This window comes from Cryobacterium sp. MLB-32 (assembly GCF_000738085.1).
Classification (GTDB): domain Bacteria; phylum Actinomycetota; class Actinomycetes; order Actinomycetales; family Microbacteriaceae; genus Cryobacterium.
In genome coordinates, this window is sequence record NZ_JPRS01000168.1 from 1 (window position 1) to 13,748 (window position 13,748).

Annotated in this window: 15 protein-coding genes; 3 read left to right on the plus strand and 12 right to left on the minus strand. The window is 68.3% G+C overall.

Translation table 11 applies throughout. From position 1 onward, the window contains the following. Nucleotides 1-124: Wzz/FepE/Etk N-terminal domain-containing protein (locus tag JF66_RS25055; RefSeq protein WP_156109825.1), on the minus strand; the 124-nt coding region annotated here is incomplete at its 3' end. Between the two features lie 197 nt (nt 125-321). On the opposite strand from JF66_RS25055, the gene JF66_RS14845 reads away from it, so the two are divergent. Continuing rightward, nucleotides 322-1,041 carry a CPBP family intramembrane glutamic endopeptidase gene (locus tag JF66_RS14845; RefSeq protein WP_035879260.1) on the plus strand — a complete coding sequence of 240 codons (720 nt, stop codon included), beginning with the start codon at nt 322-324 and terminating at the stop codon, nt 1,039-1,041. A 22-nt stretch (nt 1,042-1,063) separates the two neighbouring features. Here the strand turns inward: JF66_RS14845 and JF66_RS14850 are convergent, their stop codons facing one another. Then, the gene (locus tag JF66_RS14850) at nt 1,064-2,500 is read right to left on the minus strand and encodes a hypothetical protein (RefSeq protein WP_156109826.1); all 1,437 of its coding nucleotides are present in this window, start codon (nt 2,498-2,500) and stop codon (nt 1,064-1,066) included. After that, a complete protein-coding gene (locus tag JF66_RS14855; RefSeq protein ID WP_035879263.1) occupies nt 2,416-3,201 on the minus strand; it encodes a hypothetical protein in 786 nt (261 codons plus the stop codon). Before JF66_RS14855 ends, JF66_RS14850 begins: the two co-directional genes overlap by 85 nt. Before the next feature lie 287 nt (nt 3,202-3,488). Between JF66_RS14855 and JF66_RS14860 the strand changes: the two genes are divergently transcribed. Beyond that, the gene (locus tag JF66_RS14860) at nt 3,489-3,800 is read left to right on the plus strand and encodes a hypothetical protein (protein ID WP_035879265.1); all 312 of its coding nucleotides are present in this window, start codon (nt 3,489-3,491) and stop codon (nt 3,798-3,800) included. Here the strand turns inward: JF66_RS14860 and JF66_RS14865 are convergent. Together JF66_RS14865 and JF66_RS23740 are read right to left on the minus strand one after the other, a co-directional pair. Then, complete coding sequence (locus tag JF66_RS14865) at nt 3,766-4,812, minus strand: acyltransferase (protein ID WP_035879267.1); 1,047 nt, start codon at nt 4,810-4,812, stop codon at nt 3,766-3,768. The genes JF66_RS14860 and JF66_RS14865 overlap by 35 nt on opposite strands. Nucleotides 4,813-5,012: 200 nt before the next feature. Beyond that, nucleotides 5,013-5,396 (minus strand): hypothetical protein, encoded by a 384-nt coding sequence (locus JF66_RS23740; RefSeq protein WP_035879268.1) that lies wholly within the window; start codon nt 5,394-5,396, stop codon nt 5,013-5,015. A 39-nt stretch (nt 5,397-5,435) separates the two neighbouring features. Here JF66_RS23740 and JF66_RS23745 point away from each other — a divergent pair, with 39 nt between their 5' ends. Next, a complete protein-coding gene (locus tag JF66_RS23745) occupies nt 5,436-5,747 on the plus strand; it encodes a hypothetical protein (protein WP_035879270.1) in 312 nt (103 codons plus the stop codon). A gap of 458 nt (nt 5,748-6,205) precedes the next feature. Here JF66_RS23745 and JF66_RS14885 read toward each other — a convergent pair whose 3' ends face one another. The 7 genes from JF66_RS14885 to JF66_RS14910 all read right to left on the minus strand — a co-directional run. Next, nucleotides 6,206-6,415 (minus strand): hypothetical protein, encoded by a 210-nt coding sequence (locus tag JF66_RS14885; protein WP_035879273.1) that lies wholly within the window; start codon nt 6,413-6,415, stop codon nt 6,206-6,208. 122 nt (nt 6,416-6,537) lie between these two features. Beyond that, nucleotides 6,538-7,128 (minus strand): hypothetical protein, encoded by a 591-nt coding sequence (locus JF66_RS14890; protein ID WP_156109828.1) that lies wholly within the window; start codon nt 7,126-7,128, stop codon nt 6,538-6,540. A 61-nt stretch (nt 7,129-7,189) separates the two neighbouring features. Beyond that, nucleotides 7,190-8,320, minus strand: coding sequence for a hypothetical protein (locus tag JF66_RS14895; protein ID WP_051973585.1), 1,131 nt, complete (start codon nt 8,318-8,320; stop codon nt 7,190-7,192). Continuing rightward, nucleotides 8,317-8,757 carry a protein kinase gene (locus JF66_RS25060; RefSeq protein WP_051973586.1) on the minus strand — a complete coding sequence of 147 codons (441 nt, stop codon included), beginning with the start codon at nt 8,755-8,757 and terminating at the stop codon, nt 8,317-8,319. The genes JF66_RS14895 and JF66_RS25060 overlap by 4 nt, the downstream gene beginning before the upstream one ends. Next, nucleotides 8,754-10,850 (minus strand): protein phosphatase 2C domain-containing protein, encoded by a 2,097-nt coding sequence (locus JF66_RS21840; protein WP_051973587.1) that lies wholly within the window; start codon nt 10,848-10,850, stop codon nt 8,754-8,756. Before JF66_RS21840 ends, JF66_RS25060 begins: the two co-directional genes overlap by 4 nt. After that, a complete protein-coding gene (locus JF66_RS14905) occupies nt 10,847-11,965 on the minus strand; it encodes an RDD family protein (RefSeq protein ID WP_035879277.1) in 1,119 nt (372 codons plus the stop codon). Before JF66_RS14905 ends, JF66_RS21840 begins: the two co-directional genes overlap by 4 nt. Beyond that, the coding region (locus JF66_RS14910; RefSeq protein WP_156109829.1) for a transglutaminase family protein at nt 11,962-13,748 on the minus strand (1,787 nt) is incomplete at its 5' end. The genes JF66_RS14910 and JF66_RS14905, both read right to left, overlap by 4 nt.

Genomic DNA, 13,748 nt, shown 5'->3' on the forward strand with positions numbered 1-13,748 from the left:
TGGCGCTGTACTTCGGCGTCTGCACGATCGAGAACACGGATGCTCCGGCCACCGCGACGAGCGTCAGCAGCAGAATGAGAACCCAGCTTTTGCGCAGAATGCGAATGTAGTCGCGAAGTTCCACTCAACGGCCTTTCTTCGGGCATGCCACACGCATGTTTGTGTGAAGTGTCGCATAAATGAGAGATTGTTAGGTTTCTTCTTGGGGGTGGTTTACACGGCTCACGTGGAGGTGTAAAAGAGCGCTGCGCTGCGTTGCAGGTGGCCGCCACAGCTCCGCGGGACGGCGTCGGTGGGCCGCGTGGCAGTAGTTTGGAAACTATGAGTGAGGTCACGAAGCCCCGGATATTCGATGCGCAACGCGGGCTGACGGATGCGACGGTCGGCGTGGTGCTCGCCGTGGCCCTCGTTCTGTTTGCGAGCCTGGCCGCCGCCGAGTTCTGGATCACCGACCCGAACGTGAGCCTGCTGCTGAGTTACCTGGCCGTGTGGATTCCGCTGCTCGGTGCCGTGGGCATTGCCTGGCTTTTTCACGGGCACGACCTGGGCCTGCGGTTTCACTGGCTCGATCTGCTGTGGGGGCTGTCGATCGGGTTGCTCGCCCGCTCGGTGGCGAGCGTGGTGGAGATTCTCGGCTACGGACAGATGGGATCGTCGGCGGTGACGTTCGGCGAGACCGTGTACGACGGATGGTGGCTGTTCGGAGCGCTCCTGGCCCCCGTTCTTCTCGCTCCCCTCGTTGAAGAGCTGTTCTTTCGCGGCTTGCTGCTACGCTCCGTGCTCGGGGTGACGCGACTCAGCGGCGGGGCGCGCGGCACCTCGACCGTGATTGCCGTGCTGGTGAGCGCCCTCGTCTTCGCCCTCGTGCATGTACTGACCGTGGGCACGGTGACCGGCGTATGGGTGGCCGGAGTGTCCACCTTCGTCTTCGGGCTGGGGGCGGCCTGCCTGGCCGTGCTGACCGGACGCCTCGGCGGCGCGATCATCGCCCACGTCACCTTCAACGCGCTCGTCGTGGTGCCGGCCCTGCTCGTTCTCTAGCCGGCGTCAGGAGTGGGGCACCTCAGAGGATGTCGACGTCGATGTAGAACCCGCCGAGCCATCCCGAAACCGTGGTGGCATCGGGCCCGGCGACGCACCTCGTCCCTATCGCCGCCGAGACCTGAGCAACCAATTTTCGTCGCTCGGCAGGCGGCATCAGCACAACCTGATGAATCTCCGTGATGCCCTGATCGAGGAGCGCGGATATCAGCTCATGTTCGAAGGACCCAAAATTCAGGCCCTGCTCCCCGACAGCCTCACAAAAAGTCGCGGCCCGCAACAGGACAGTGAGTTCAAGAGCACCCACAGCCAGATAGTCGGCCAAAGCGGCTCCGGGCGAGCCCGCCCCGACGATCGGAGCAGTCTGAGCCGCAACGAGCTGAGCCGGCGTAGCGATGCCGAGACGCGAGAGCTTTGTCTTAAAGGGCAGAAACGGCGGCACATCACGCCATGTTGCGGCGGGCTCCATGCCCACGAACTCCGCAAATTTCGCGCTCGAGTGAAGAGGCAGCAGGGAGGGATCTTTGACGGCCCAGGTCTTGAGATCGGGCAGCACGAGCGCGTCCTCCAGAAGGCGCACGCTCTTCTCAACCGATCCGGACTCGGATTGCGCGTAATAGCAGGCCAGGGCGTACTTCACGTGAGGGTCGGCGTTCTTGTTCGCTCGTTCCAGCCAGTCGTCACCCATCCAGTCCTCCGTACCCCACTCGATGTGCCCTGTCTGGCCCGACGAGAGCAAATCTGTGGGCGGGGCGCCGGTCAGGTGCGGAATCAGCCGCCGGACGGACACCGCGGCGAGGTGTCGCATGTCCTTGGCGAGATTCGACTCGTCGTGGTGAAGCGCGGCGACCAGATTGAGGGCCTGCATGCCCGCTTGCTGCTCGGCGTCTGCATGCCCGGGAATACTGCGCAGGGTGCACACCGACGTCAGGTAATTGAGAACCAGCCGGTGACGGAGAGCCTCGTATCCCTCGACCTCGTCCTTGATCTCGTCGAGCTGCCCCAGGAGCCACGTGGCGTGGCGTTGGATTTCGTCTGGGTCCGTCGCGTAGCGATGCAACTGCCAGTTCAGGGAGAGGGCAGCCAGCCTGTTTTGCGGGTCGTCATCGACGGCATACGTGAGGAGCTCGATCGCCTCATCGTTCTTCACCGGCACCTTGGTGGCGAGGAAGTGCAGTCCAACGCTCTTCCACTCGGTGGCCCCGCAGAGCCCGTCGAAACCTCGGTACTTCTTCGACACCCGCATGAGGATGACGGCTGCCGCGAGGCGATATAGGTCGGACATCGCTGCCTCGGCCTCCTTCGTCGCGTCAGCATCCTTCGCCGCGTCAGCATTCTTGGCCGCATCGGGGCCTGCGGCCAGTGCCGTGGGCTTCAGGATGCGCCGGTCGACGCGGACCGTGTCAATCCCCTTCCTATTGCGGGTGATCTCGACCCCGAGCGAGTGGTCTTTTGCCACGCACACCACGACCCGCCAGGCGCCGTGCCCGCCAGTGCCTGGATGATTCCCACGACCGCAGCGAAGAACGGGTTCGTGGGCAGTCCCACGATTTCCGACTGCTCAAAGCCCGTGGCATCCGACGACTGAGGGAGCCACCGGCCCTTCGGCGACTCCGCTCCCAGTTCCGCAACGAAGGCGGCGAGTTGGGCGGTGCTGCCGGCATCCGCTGTGGTTCCGTCTAACCTCACCTCGATACGGAGCGCCATCCGGCGTGCCGTGTAGGCGGCCAGGAGCACGGAACCGGCCAGACCGGTGAGCCAGGCGAGCTGCCAGAGAGGCGTGAGAGAGACCAGGGCGATGGACGCCACGACGACGAAGGAGAGGCCCAGACCGAGTGCCGCCCGCAAGCCGTACTTGTCGCTCTGGCCGACGTTCCACAGGGGAATCAGGGAGACCAAGCGCGCGAGCACGATGAAGCCGATCACCAACGAGAGAAAGCTGGTTGCGCTTTGCTGAAGCGGCGCGACCCACGTGGAGGTGAAGCCTGCCCAGGCCGCGGCGAATTGCTGGGCTGAGCTGATGCCGGGGCCGGGCACGGGTGGATTGGCCCTGGTAACCACCAGGTTGTAGACGAAGAGCAGGATGAGAATCACGATGCCGCCGATCGCGAGGCCGCCGATCGCGACGTGCTCTTTTCGGATGGAACTCAGTGTGCGCATGCGCTGACCCTCCACTCATGGTTCACGAAAGCTGCCGCAATAGTGGCCCCGCCCCCGCACTCTCGATAGGGGGGCCGAGAATTGGGGCAGGGGCACCGGCCGTACCCCCCGATTTGGGGCTGATGAGAGGCCTATTCCGACTGATTTCGAGCACCCGCTTTTACTAGGCTGAGGGAGCCTCGAGAAGTTGTACTTCCACAGTGGAAGTGAGGCCGTGGGCTGTGCGTCTGTGAGCACGGTGGGGTTTCGACAAGACCGCAGCCCGTTCAAAATAGTGGAGCACTGAAATGGGTAAGCTGACCTACGACTCGAGTCTGACGGCCGACTTTGATGATCGTGTGCTGGCCCATATCCAGCTCGTCATCGGCACAAAACTGCGACGAGGCGAGAGCTTCTACTTCTCGTGGCGGGACGACCCGCTCGCGGGCGGCGGTCGCAGCACCGTGTGGCTACACCCAGGCATTCCCCTGACCTTCAAGTACTTCGGCAGCCGAGTTCCCTCGCTGAATCGCGAATGGGTGGAGGCGCTCTCGCTCTCCGCCAACTCCTCCGCGGGGCTGCAGGTCATACCGGAACCGACACCCTCTTCCCCGATCTGAGGGACTTGAGCGACAGCGCCGGCCGTTCCACCAGGAACCAGCTCGCGGTCGCGAACGGCAGCGCCGCCGCCAGCGAGAGCACCGCGAACACCGTAACGGGCACGGCCGCCGCGCCGAACAGGGCGCTCAACGTGAGAAACAACAGCTGCTGCACGGGGAACCCGTACACGTACAGTCCATACGACACGTCATTGCGCGCGCCCACCCGCCGGAGCGGCAGCATCACGCCCAGGTACAGCATCAGGTACGCGAGCGGGAAGGCGGCGAGGGGCTTGAACAGTCCCAGCGCGGTGACGAGCACCACGATCGACACCGCCACGAGGGCCAGCGGCGCGCTCAGCGGCATCCGTTGTCTGGCGATGAAGAGCACGACGCCGGCCGCGAAGAAGGAGCCCATGGCGAGCAGATTCATTCCGAACGTGGGCGTCGCCGGGCTCCGGGTGAGCAGCGTTGCCACCGTGAGGGCGGCGAACAGGGCGACCGAGGCCGGGCCGAAGGCGCGACGCGGCAGCACGGATGCGAGCACGCCGACTCCGAGATAACACAGGGCCTCGAAGACCAGCGACCAGAGCGGGGCGTTCCAGTTGGGCGTTCCGGATGTCTGAAGGGTGCCGTCGATGCCCCACTGGGTGATGTGGAGAGACGCATTGCCGAACACATAGCTCGCCGCACTGCTCCACGTGACGGCACCGCCGCCGAGAAGTGCGGACACGGGCGCGAAGACCACCGCCGTGACCACGAGCACCACGAGGAAGGCCGGGTAGATGCGCAGTGCACGTTTGAACAGGAAGCGCGGCAGTGACGGGGTCGCCAGTCGACTGCCGGCGATGAGGTACCCGGAGATGGCGAAGAACCCGGCAACGGCGAACATGCCCAGGTCGGTTCCGGCGAGGGCGGGCGGGTAACCGAACCCGGCCACGACCCAGGAATGCGAGATGATGACACACGCGGCCAGCACCAGACGCAGGGCGTTGAGGGAGTTGTGGCGCGGGTCGAACCTCGTGCCGAGCATGCATCCCCCGTCTTCTCTGGTGTATCTTCCCAAAGCTCGCCCCGGTTACGGAAGGGGGCGGCCCGGAATGTGCCCCGAGTTGGTGGCACTCGGAACGCCGGGGCCCGGAACACCCCGAACGCCCTGGACGGCCCGGAATGCCGGGGTCCGGAACGTCCCGAACGCCCGGAACGTCCCGAACGTCCCGAACGTCCCGAACGTCAGCGGGCCAGCGCGGTGACGGCCTCGGCAACGGCGAGGGACTCGGCAGACCCGGTGACCTCGATCACCGCCGAGCCGAGGGAGAACACGGCCGTGCAGGGTGCGTCGCCGGTGTCGGCGCAGTCCGTGAACGTGTCCTCGGTGGAGATCTGCCCAGGCAGGAGAGACCGGGTGAAGGCGAGGCTCTCGCGGGAATTCGTGCCGATGTCCGCCGCGATCCAGGCATTTCCCGGGGCGATGTCCATGTACACGCTCCCCCATGTGGCACCCGGCGCCATGCACTTAACGATGCCGGCCCGACGAGCGGCCAGATCGGTGATACCGAAGAAGACGCTGGGCTCCTCCCACGCTTCCCAGACCAGGGATGGATCATCCAGGGCCACGGCGAGACGCCCGGAGGCAGGTACGCCTCGCACACGGCGGTGCCGGTTGCTCGCGCGGACTGCTCTGCCGCGGTCAGCGTCGAGGTGGCAGGCCAGGACATCTGCTCGGCACTCGCGCCCTCGACGGTGTCGAAGACGGCCGCGATCGCGGGCGACAGGTTCTCGAAGATCGTGTCGATCGAACCCAGGCCACCGCCGGTGGTGCCCAGACCGGGGACGTTGAGGCGGATATCCACCCACGTGTCATTGACGACGGCCACCACTCCGCACCCCGGGTCGCCGCAGCTCGCCGTCACCGTGCGCGTGCCGATGGTGCGCGTGGCGTCAGTGGGCCCATCGCCGAAGATATAGGGCGAGATGACCTCCGGCGCGTCCGGGAGGAGGGCGAGCTGGAGCCACGGCGTGCCCGCATCCGAGGCGGGATCGGATGTGGGCACCGTCACCCAGGCGCAGCTGAGGCCACCGGCCGCCTGCACGGCGTAGGACGTGAGCTCCGCGTAGCCGCGCTCTGCCAGCCAGACCTGCTCGAACGCGGCCGGAGCGGACGCGGACTGCAGGGCCTGGTCGATGAGGGCGGAATCCGCGAGCGCGGCGCAGGCCAGCGGCTCCGTCGACACCGGTTCGACCGAGGAGCTCGGCGACGGTTCCGCCGTCGGCACCCCCTCCGGCGAGGTCGTACAGCCGGACATCAGGATGATTGCAGACACGGCGATGACGCCGGCCCCCCACAGAGTCTTCATCACCAGAACGTATCAGCCTCTCTGCACAGCGTGTTAGCTGCGCCTGACGCAGCGCGGGCTGCGTGCGGGCTACGCGGTGCGGCTGCGACGCACGGTCGTGCGCAGCAGAACGAATGCCGCGCCGAGCGCGAGCAGGCCGAACGCCACCCAGATCAGCAGCAGGGGGGTGGCGTATCCGGTGGCGGCGAGTACGCCGTCAGACGATTCGGCCGCCGCGCCGGTGACCGACGCGCCCGACGGGATCGCGAGCGAAAGCGCGACGAATGAAGTTGTGAGCATGAAAAGAGTCCCCCTGATGTGCCGTGCATACGCCGTAGTGGCGCCCCCGTCCGGCGTGCTTCACGACCGGACGATCACACGCTACCTCGCCCGGCGGGGTGTACAGGTAATTTCAGTGCACCCTAAGCAAGATCACGCAGCACGGGGTGCAGGAGCACCGCGAACATGGGGGCGTCGAGGCGCAGGTCGGTGCTCACCAGAACGCGCGTCGGCGCCACCCGCCAGAGTCCGGTTTCTCCCAGGGAGAGCACCTCGATCGTGAGTTGGAAGGGGTGGGTGGGGCGGTTGAGCGTCGCCGAGACGTCGGCGACGGCGTGCGTGATCGACAGGTCGCCGGGAAAGCCCGCCGCCGCGCCCGCCCGCTCATTCATCTCGTCGGCGTGCGCCCGAATCTGCGTCCAGTGCCGCAGCACGAAGGCGCTCAGGTGTTCGCCCTGCGGCATGGCCGGCCCCGCCGCATCACGGAAATCGGCGTTCACCGGCCCCGGCTCTTCGAGAACGCACCGGTTCCACCAGAGGCGCCACTCATTGGCGAGAATGCGCGCGAGCCGCCGGGGAATGCCCGGCACCAAAACAACGGATGCCGCGGTGTGCGGCAGCCGCAACTCATCGAATTCGTCGGCGCCGATCATCTCCCGCACCACCAGATGATGCGCGAGCGGACTCCCCCAGCCTTCCGCGACAGACCAGTGCGGACCAAGCCCAGACTGCATTCGACCTCCTCGACGCACTCCATTGTGGCCGGAAATGCCGACGCGTGCCGGAATCTGTGAATCAGCCCCGCACGGTGACCGGCGCGGTGACCGGCGCGGTGACCGGCGCGGCGCACGCCGTGGCGGCCTCGCCCGAGGACCGCCCGTCGGCCCGGCGAACGGACACCGCCACGCACGTCTCCGACCCCGACCCCGGCGCATCGAGACGAGGTACGGTCACGGTGGTCTCGGCGACGGTGTGCACCGCGCCGTCCTGACCCGCCACCACGGCGCTCCACAGGTAGAGGTCGCCGGTCTCCGGTGACGGATTCGTCCAGGTGAAGACCGCCTCGGTGCCGCTCACGACCCCGACGAGGCCGACCGGTGTCGGCACATCCGACTCGATGATCGCGTCCACGGGCGCGGGCACAGCGCTGGAATCCGGCACGGGCGAGACCGCGCCGTCGGCGCCGACCAGGACCGCGAGGGTCACCCCGACCACCGCCACGACACCGACCGCCGCACTCACCATGCCCAGCAGCCGGCGGCGTGCAACGACCGGACCCTCCGCCACCTCGCCCTCGTCGTCCGGGTCAGCGACTGCACCGGATGCCGGGGCCAGCGGCGTCCCCTCGGGATCGATGCGTGCCACGCTGCGCACCCGGGTGCGATCGTCGTCGTCGGAGCCGGGCTCGTCGGCCGCTCCCCCCGAACGCAGCTCTCCCACGAGGGTGTCGGGCACGTCCAGCACTGTCACGGCAATCGATAGTTCAATCTGCACCTTCTGCAGCACCCGCGCGAACTCCAGCATCGAGGCGTAGCGGTCCTCGGGTCGCTTGCTCAATCCGCGCACGATCGCGGCCTCGAACGACGTGGGCACGTCGGCACGGGACAGGCTCGGCACGGGAAGGCTCATGATGCGGCCGATCACCTCGGCACCCGTATTCTGTACCGCGTTCTCTCCCGCGTTCTGTGGCGTGCTCGATCCCACGTTCGATCCGGCGGGCAGCTGGAACGGCGAGCGTCCGGCGAGCAGCGCGTAGAGGGTGGCCGCGAGGCCGTAGACGTCCGACGACACCCCACTCCAGGACGGTGATCGGAACGACTCGGGCGGTGACCACGGGATCGACATGCCCACGGGCCCCGACTCATCCGCCGTTGTGGCCGCGGCGATACCGAAGTCGGTGAGCGCGGGCCGGTTGTACTCGGTCACCAGAATGTTGGCCGGCTTGATGTCGCGGTGCAGGATCCCGGCGCGGTGCGACGTCTCGACGCGCCGGCGATCTGGATGCCCACCCGCAGCGCCTCCGCCACACCGAACACCTCGCGACGGTACCGCACCTGCAGGTTGGCTCCGGGGCAGAATTCCATCACGAGGTACGGGCGACCGTCGTCGGACACCCCCGCCTGATAGATGGTGACGATTGACGGATGCGTCGACAGTCTCGCCATCGCATTGGCCTCGGCGGCGAAGGCATCCGTCGAGCCGCCCCGCAGGTGCTCGGTGCGCAGCACCTTCACGGCCACCGGGCGCCGCGGCATGAGCTGTTCATACAGAAAAACGTCGGCGAAGCCTCCGGAGCCGAGCACGTCGAGAAACTCGAACCCGGCGAGCGCCGGGGGCGCCGTCACAGCGCGCCGGGCACTCACGAGGCTTCCACGAACGTGACGCGAACCTCGTCTCCGAGATCGAGCACGTCACCGTGCACGAGAATAGTGGGCTCCTGCGGGTTCAGCCGGGCGGCGGCCTGACCGCCCCGCAACAGGCGCGTGCCGTTGGTGGTGCCGAGGTCCACCGCGACAACGGTCAGGCCCTCGCAGCGCACCTCCACATGGCTGCGCGAGATGTCCTGCTGTGGGCTCGGCACGGTGACCAGGTGCGGCATGGTGCCCGTCAGGAATGTGCCGGCGCTCGGCTTGCGCCCGATGATCGCACCACGATCGAGCAGCACCTCGCCGCCACTGGACATCAGCAGCACCCCCGCCAGCACGGGCGTGAGAGTGGGGCTGTTGGGCACGATGCCGCTCGGTGCATCGTGGCCGAGCCTGAGCAGCTGCTCCACCGAGATGGTTTCGCCGTCATGGTCGTCGTCGAAACCCGGCACGACGGCGTGCACCTCGAACACCGCGGCGTTCGTGTGCAGGCGGGCAGACACCGGATGGTAAGCGGATACCTGCGACGAGCCCACAGACGGCAGCGGGTCGCCGGTGCGCGCCGGGGTGTTGAGCAGCTCCGGCACGAGTCCGGGCACAAGATCGGATCCGACATCCGGCACGAGATCCGGCGCGCTATCCCGCAGCGTCATGAAGATCGAGGAGCAGCCGACGACGCCGCGCTCAATCGGCAGGAGCGGGCCCTCCTCACCCACGGCATCCGTCACGATCTCGATCGATGCCGGGCTGGTCGACAGAATCTCGCTCCACGTGGTGACGCGGGCGCCGGAGACTCGCACCTGTCCGAGCTCGGCGTCACCCTCGATATACACCGCGAGGGGACCCCGCACCGCGATGCGCGCCTCGGCGGCACCCCCGCCGTCATCGCCGACCACCACGATGGCGAAGCTCGGAATGAGCGCGAGGTTCGTACCGAATTGGCCGGTGAGGGCCTCGAGGGCCGCCCCAAACCCCTCGCGGGAGGTCAGCGTGGCCCACAGCCGCTCGACGATCTCGGGGGCGACGTCGGAGGGCAGCAGGGCGAGGGCATGTTCGGTGACGACGGCGAACCATGGTCCCGGTGTGTAGCGATTCATGTGAGGTTCACTCCAGTGATGAGAGGGGCAGGAATTCGGGGCGGAAGGGTTCCGCGCGGCACGGTGGCATCGATATCGATATCGATATCGGCAGCGGCAGCGGCAGCGGCGGCGGCGGCGGGCGGCGGGGTTGACCGGGGGAACGGGCGCGAGGACCGCCTCATCTCTGGGCACCGTGTCATCTGGCGCCTCGTTGCCGAGCACCGTCACGGCGTCCACGACGATGACGGTGACGTTGTCGCGGCCGCCGTGCAGCAGCGCCTGGCTCACCAGGCGGCGCGCGGCGGCCTGCGGGTTCGACTCCGCGAGCAGCACGAGCGCGATGTGGGCGTGGCTGAGCTCGTTCGTGAGACCGTCGGAGCACACCAGCAGGCGGTCACCGACGCGAGCCGCCACCACCCAGTAGTCCGGTTCGGTATGGCTGCCGGCCCCGATGGATCGCGTGACGATGTTGCGCTGCGGGCTCACGGCCGCCTGGGCCGCGGTGATCTCGCCGGCGTCGAGCTGCTGCTGCACGACGGAATGGTCCACCGTGATCTGCCGCAGCACTCCCGCGCGCAGCAGATAGCAGCGGGAGTCGCCGATATTGAGCACGAGCCAGCAGACCCGGTTCCTCACCTCGGTGATCATCACTCCGGTGAGCGTGGTGCCGGCGCCGGCGCCGCCGCCCACCGGAAGCGCCGCCACGGCCAACACGGACTCCGCGAATGTCGCCTGCAGCTGCGCCAGCGTCACCGTGCTCTGGTTCGTCAGGGCATCGAAGGTGTTCACGACGGTCGCGCTCGCGTAGTCACCGTCGACGTGGCCGCCCATCCCATCGGCGACGACAAAGACCGAACCGTGCGCGAGCAGGGCGTCCTGGTTCGTGGTGCGGCGGTGTCCGACGTTGGTGTCCGCTCCGAACGCCACCGTGATCGGCGAGGGAATCGGCTCCGGCATCGTCACCGTCACCGGCAGCTCACGCAGCGCCGCCGGGCGACTTCCCCATCTCATCGCGCGGCCACCCAGATACGACGCTCTCCGAGGGCGATCAGGTCTCCCGGCTCCACGAATGTGCGCGCAACGCTGCTGATCGGCCGCTGCTCGCTGCCTGCTCGAATGAGGCTCGACCCATTCGTGGAACGACGATCCGTCATCCACAGGCGCCCGTCCTCGAGCCCGAAGCTCAGGTGCGTCTTCGAAATGCTCATCGTGGTGTCTGCGTAGCCGATCAGCTGGCACGGGAGGCCGTCGAGCGCCACCGGGTTGCGCCCGATGAGCCCGTCCCCGTGCACGTCGAAGGCCTCTCCGGTGTCGAGCCGGAGCAGCCAACGCACCGTACCGTGCGTGCTCGACAGCGGCACGGCATCCGCTGACCGGGTGCGATCGAGGTCGTCGACATCGATCGGTGCGCGCGTGAAGGGATAACGCGTGGCCACCTTAAGCGGTGCGGTGTACGTGGCCCGGCCGACGGGCACGAACGCGTGCAACGCCGCCGCCGAGTCGCTCGGGGCGAATGCCGCACTCGGGACGGATGCCTTACTCGGGGCGGGCGCCGTCGCCCATCCCCGGGCACGGGGCGGAGCGAGACGTTCCACGGGCAGCCACGTGTCATTCTCCGTTTCGCGTGCCCGCGCATCCGTGCGCGCCACGGCCACCCGTGTGCCGGAGGCCCGGTCGTGCCACCCGCGCCCGGCGCCGGTGCGGTCAAACAGCGGCGAGAACGGGCCCACCACGATGCAGGCGCCCAGCACGAAGACCACCGCGCGCACGACGGCACGCGCGATGCCGGGCGCATCCATGGAGCCGCCCTCGGTGATGCGCACGAGCTGCAGACCGACGGCGTTCAGGCCCGGCGTCCGTCCCCGACCGAGCAGCGCGGCCCAACAGACAAACGAAAAGACGCCGAGAACACCGGCGCCCAGCCAGGCCGCGAGCAGCAGGCCGACCGCCCGGGTGGCGTCGCCCGCGCCCGCGGCCTCGGCGGCGACGCCGAACAAAATCAGGAAGATCACCAGAGTCGGAGCGAGCACCCAGAGCAGATCGAGCAGGCACGCGGCAGCCCGGCCGGCGAGGCTGGCCGGTGCCGCGCCGGAATCGGTGAGCTGCGCTGAGGATGTCTGGGTCATGGTGTGCGTCTCCACGTGGCTGTGAGGGCAGTCGGATTGGTGCGCGAAAAGCGGCCGAATATCAGGCGTGGCCGACGTGGCCAGTGGGGCGGGCGGGTCCACTGGGTGAGGGAACGCAGCGACAGTCGGGCGCGTAACCGTGCCCACGGTCCCACCGAGTGCGTCATCGCTGACGTCAGCCGGTCGACGTCGACCCAGAAGGCGAGAAGTTCGGCATCCGTTGCCTCGCCCGGCCCGAAAACGCCCGCGTCCACCCGTGCCGCCAGCACGGTGATTCCGGCGTCGGGATAGTGCGCGGCAAGCATCGAAGACCCCTCCGCGCGCGTCGCCCCCGGGGTGAGGCGCACGCCGAGGTCGGTGGCCGTGTCGGTCACCTCGCTCCAGCCGCCGCTCAACCGTTCGCTCGGCTGCTCCGCGCCACGGCGTCGACGACGACGACGCGCCTTCAGCAGCCCGACGAGCAGCACGGGGCCGAACAGCACGAGAAGCAGCGACAGAACGCCCGCGGCCGCCCCCGCCACCGCCAACACGGTGGCCCAGATGTTCACGGGGCTCTCGTCGAGGGCTTCCTGAGGCAAGACGGCGGGCGGAAGTTCCACGGGGGCCTGCACGGGCAGGGGCGGCTGCAGCACCTGCGCCTGCGGTTCGCTCTTGGGCTGGGGCTGCTCGGTCTGCGGGATGCGGTCCTCCGGCGGCGTGGGGTCGAAGCTCACCCAGCCGTAGCCGTCGAAGGCGACTTCCACCCAGGCGTGCAGATCAGCGCTGCGCAGTTGCACGGCGCCGGACGGCACCGACCCGGCCGCGACCGCACCGTCCACGGCCGGGGGGTACCAGCCCATCACCACCCGGGCCGGCAGGCCGAGCTGCGCGACCTCGAGGGCCATCGCCACCGCGTACTGCTCGTCGTCGCCGACCATCTGTTTGGCGCCCAGCAGCGCGCCGATGCGGTCCGCACCGTGACCGGACCGCGAGGAGGTCTCGCCCTCAAGCCCGTGGCTGAGGAAACCGTCATTCTGCAGGGTGGATTCGATCGCGCGCACCTCGGCGATCGGTGTCTCCGCATCGCCCACCGCCGCCGCCGCGGCACTCGCCACGGCGTTGGGCACCCCCGCCGACGCCGGCATGGAGAGGGAAGCCCCCTGCCGGTCGGCCAGCTGCGCATCGGTGGGGATGAGCGGTACCACCGCGGTGACCGTGTACGAATCGCCCTCCTGCAGCGCCGTCGTACTGAGCGCGGAACCGGTTGCGTCGTTGTAGTGCAGCGATTCGGTGAGCGGGGCCCGCCGGTCACCGTGGAAGGCGAAGGATGTGACGTAGCCGAGGGTGGGAACCCACGCGCCGGACAGTCCGCCGATCGTCACGTCGAGGGTCGCCTGCCGTCCCTCGTGCGCGTCCGCGATCTCGGTGCCCACACGGGCGAACGTTCCCGAGCCTGCGCTTCCGTCCCCCGACACGTTGTAGACAACACCGTCGTACTGGTCGAGGGTCGCCAGCCGCACCCGGGCGCCGTCCGGGAGCCCGGTCACGGTCAGCAGTGGTTTCTCGGTGAAATCCCGCACGTACTTTCGGAAGGAAACCAGCGGGCTCGGGTACTGGCGCAGGTCCAGCGGCGGAACGATGGTGTCGCGCAGCACCTGGCGCGCGGCCGCGGGTTGCCCCACGTGCCCGACGCCGACGCCCACGACGAGCGCCACCGCCAGCACTGCCGCGCCCCACAGCAGGCGTCGGGCTCCCGCCGCGGCGACCGCCCGGGGCGATGCCACCCGGGTGGCGCGACGCCGGA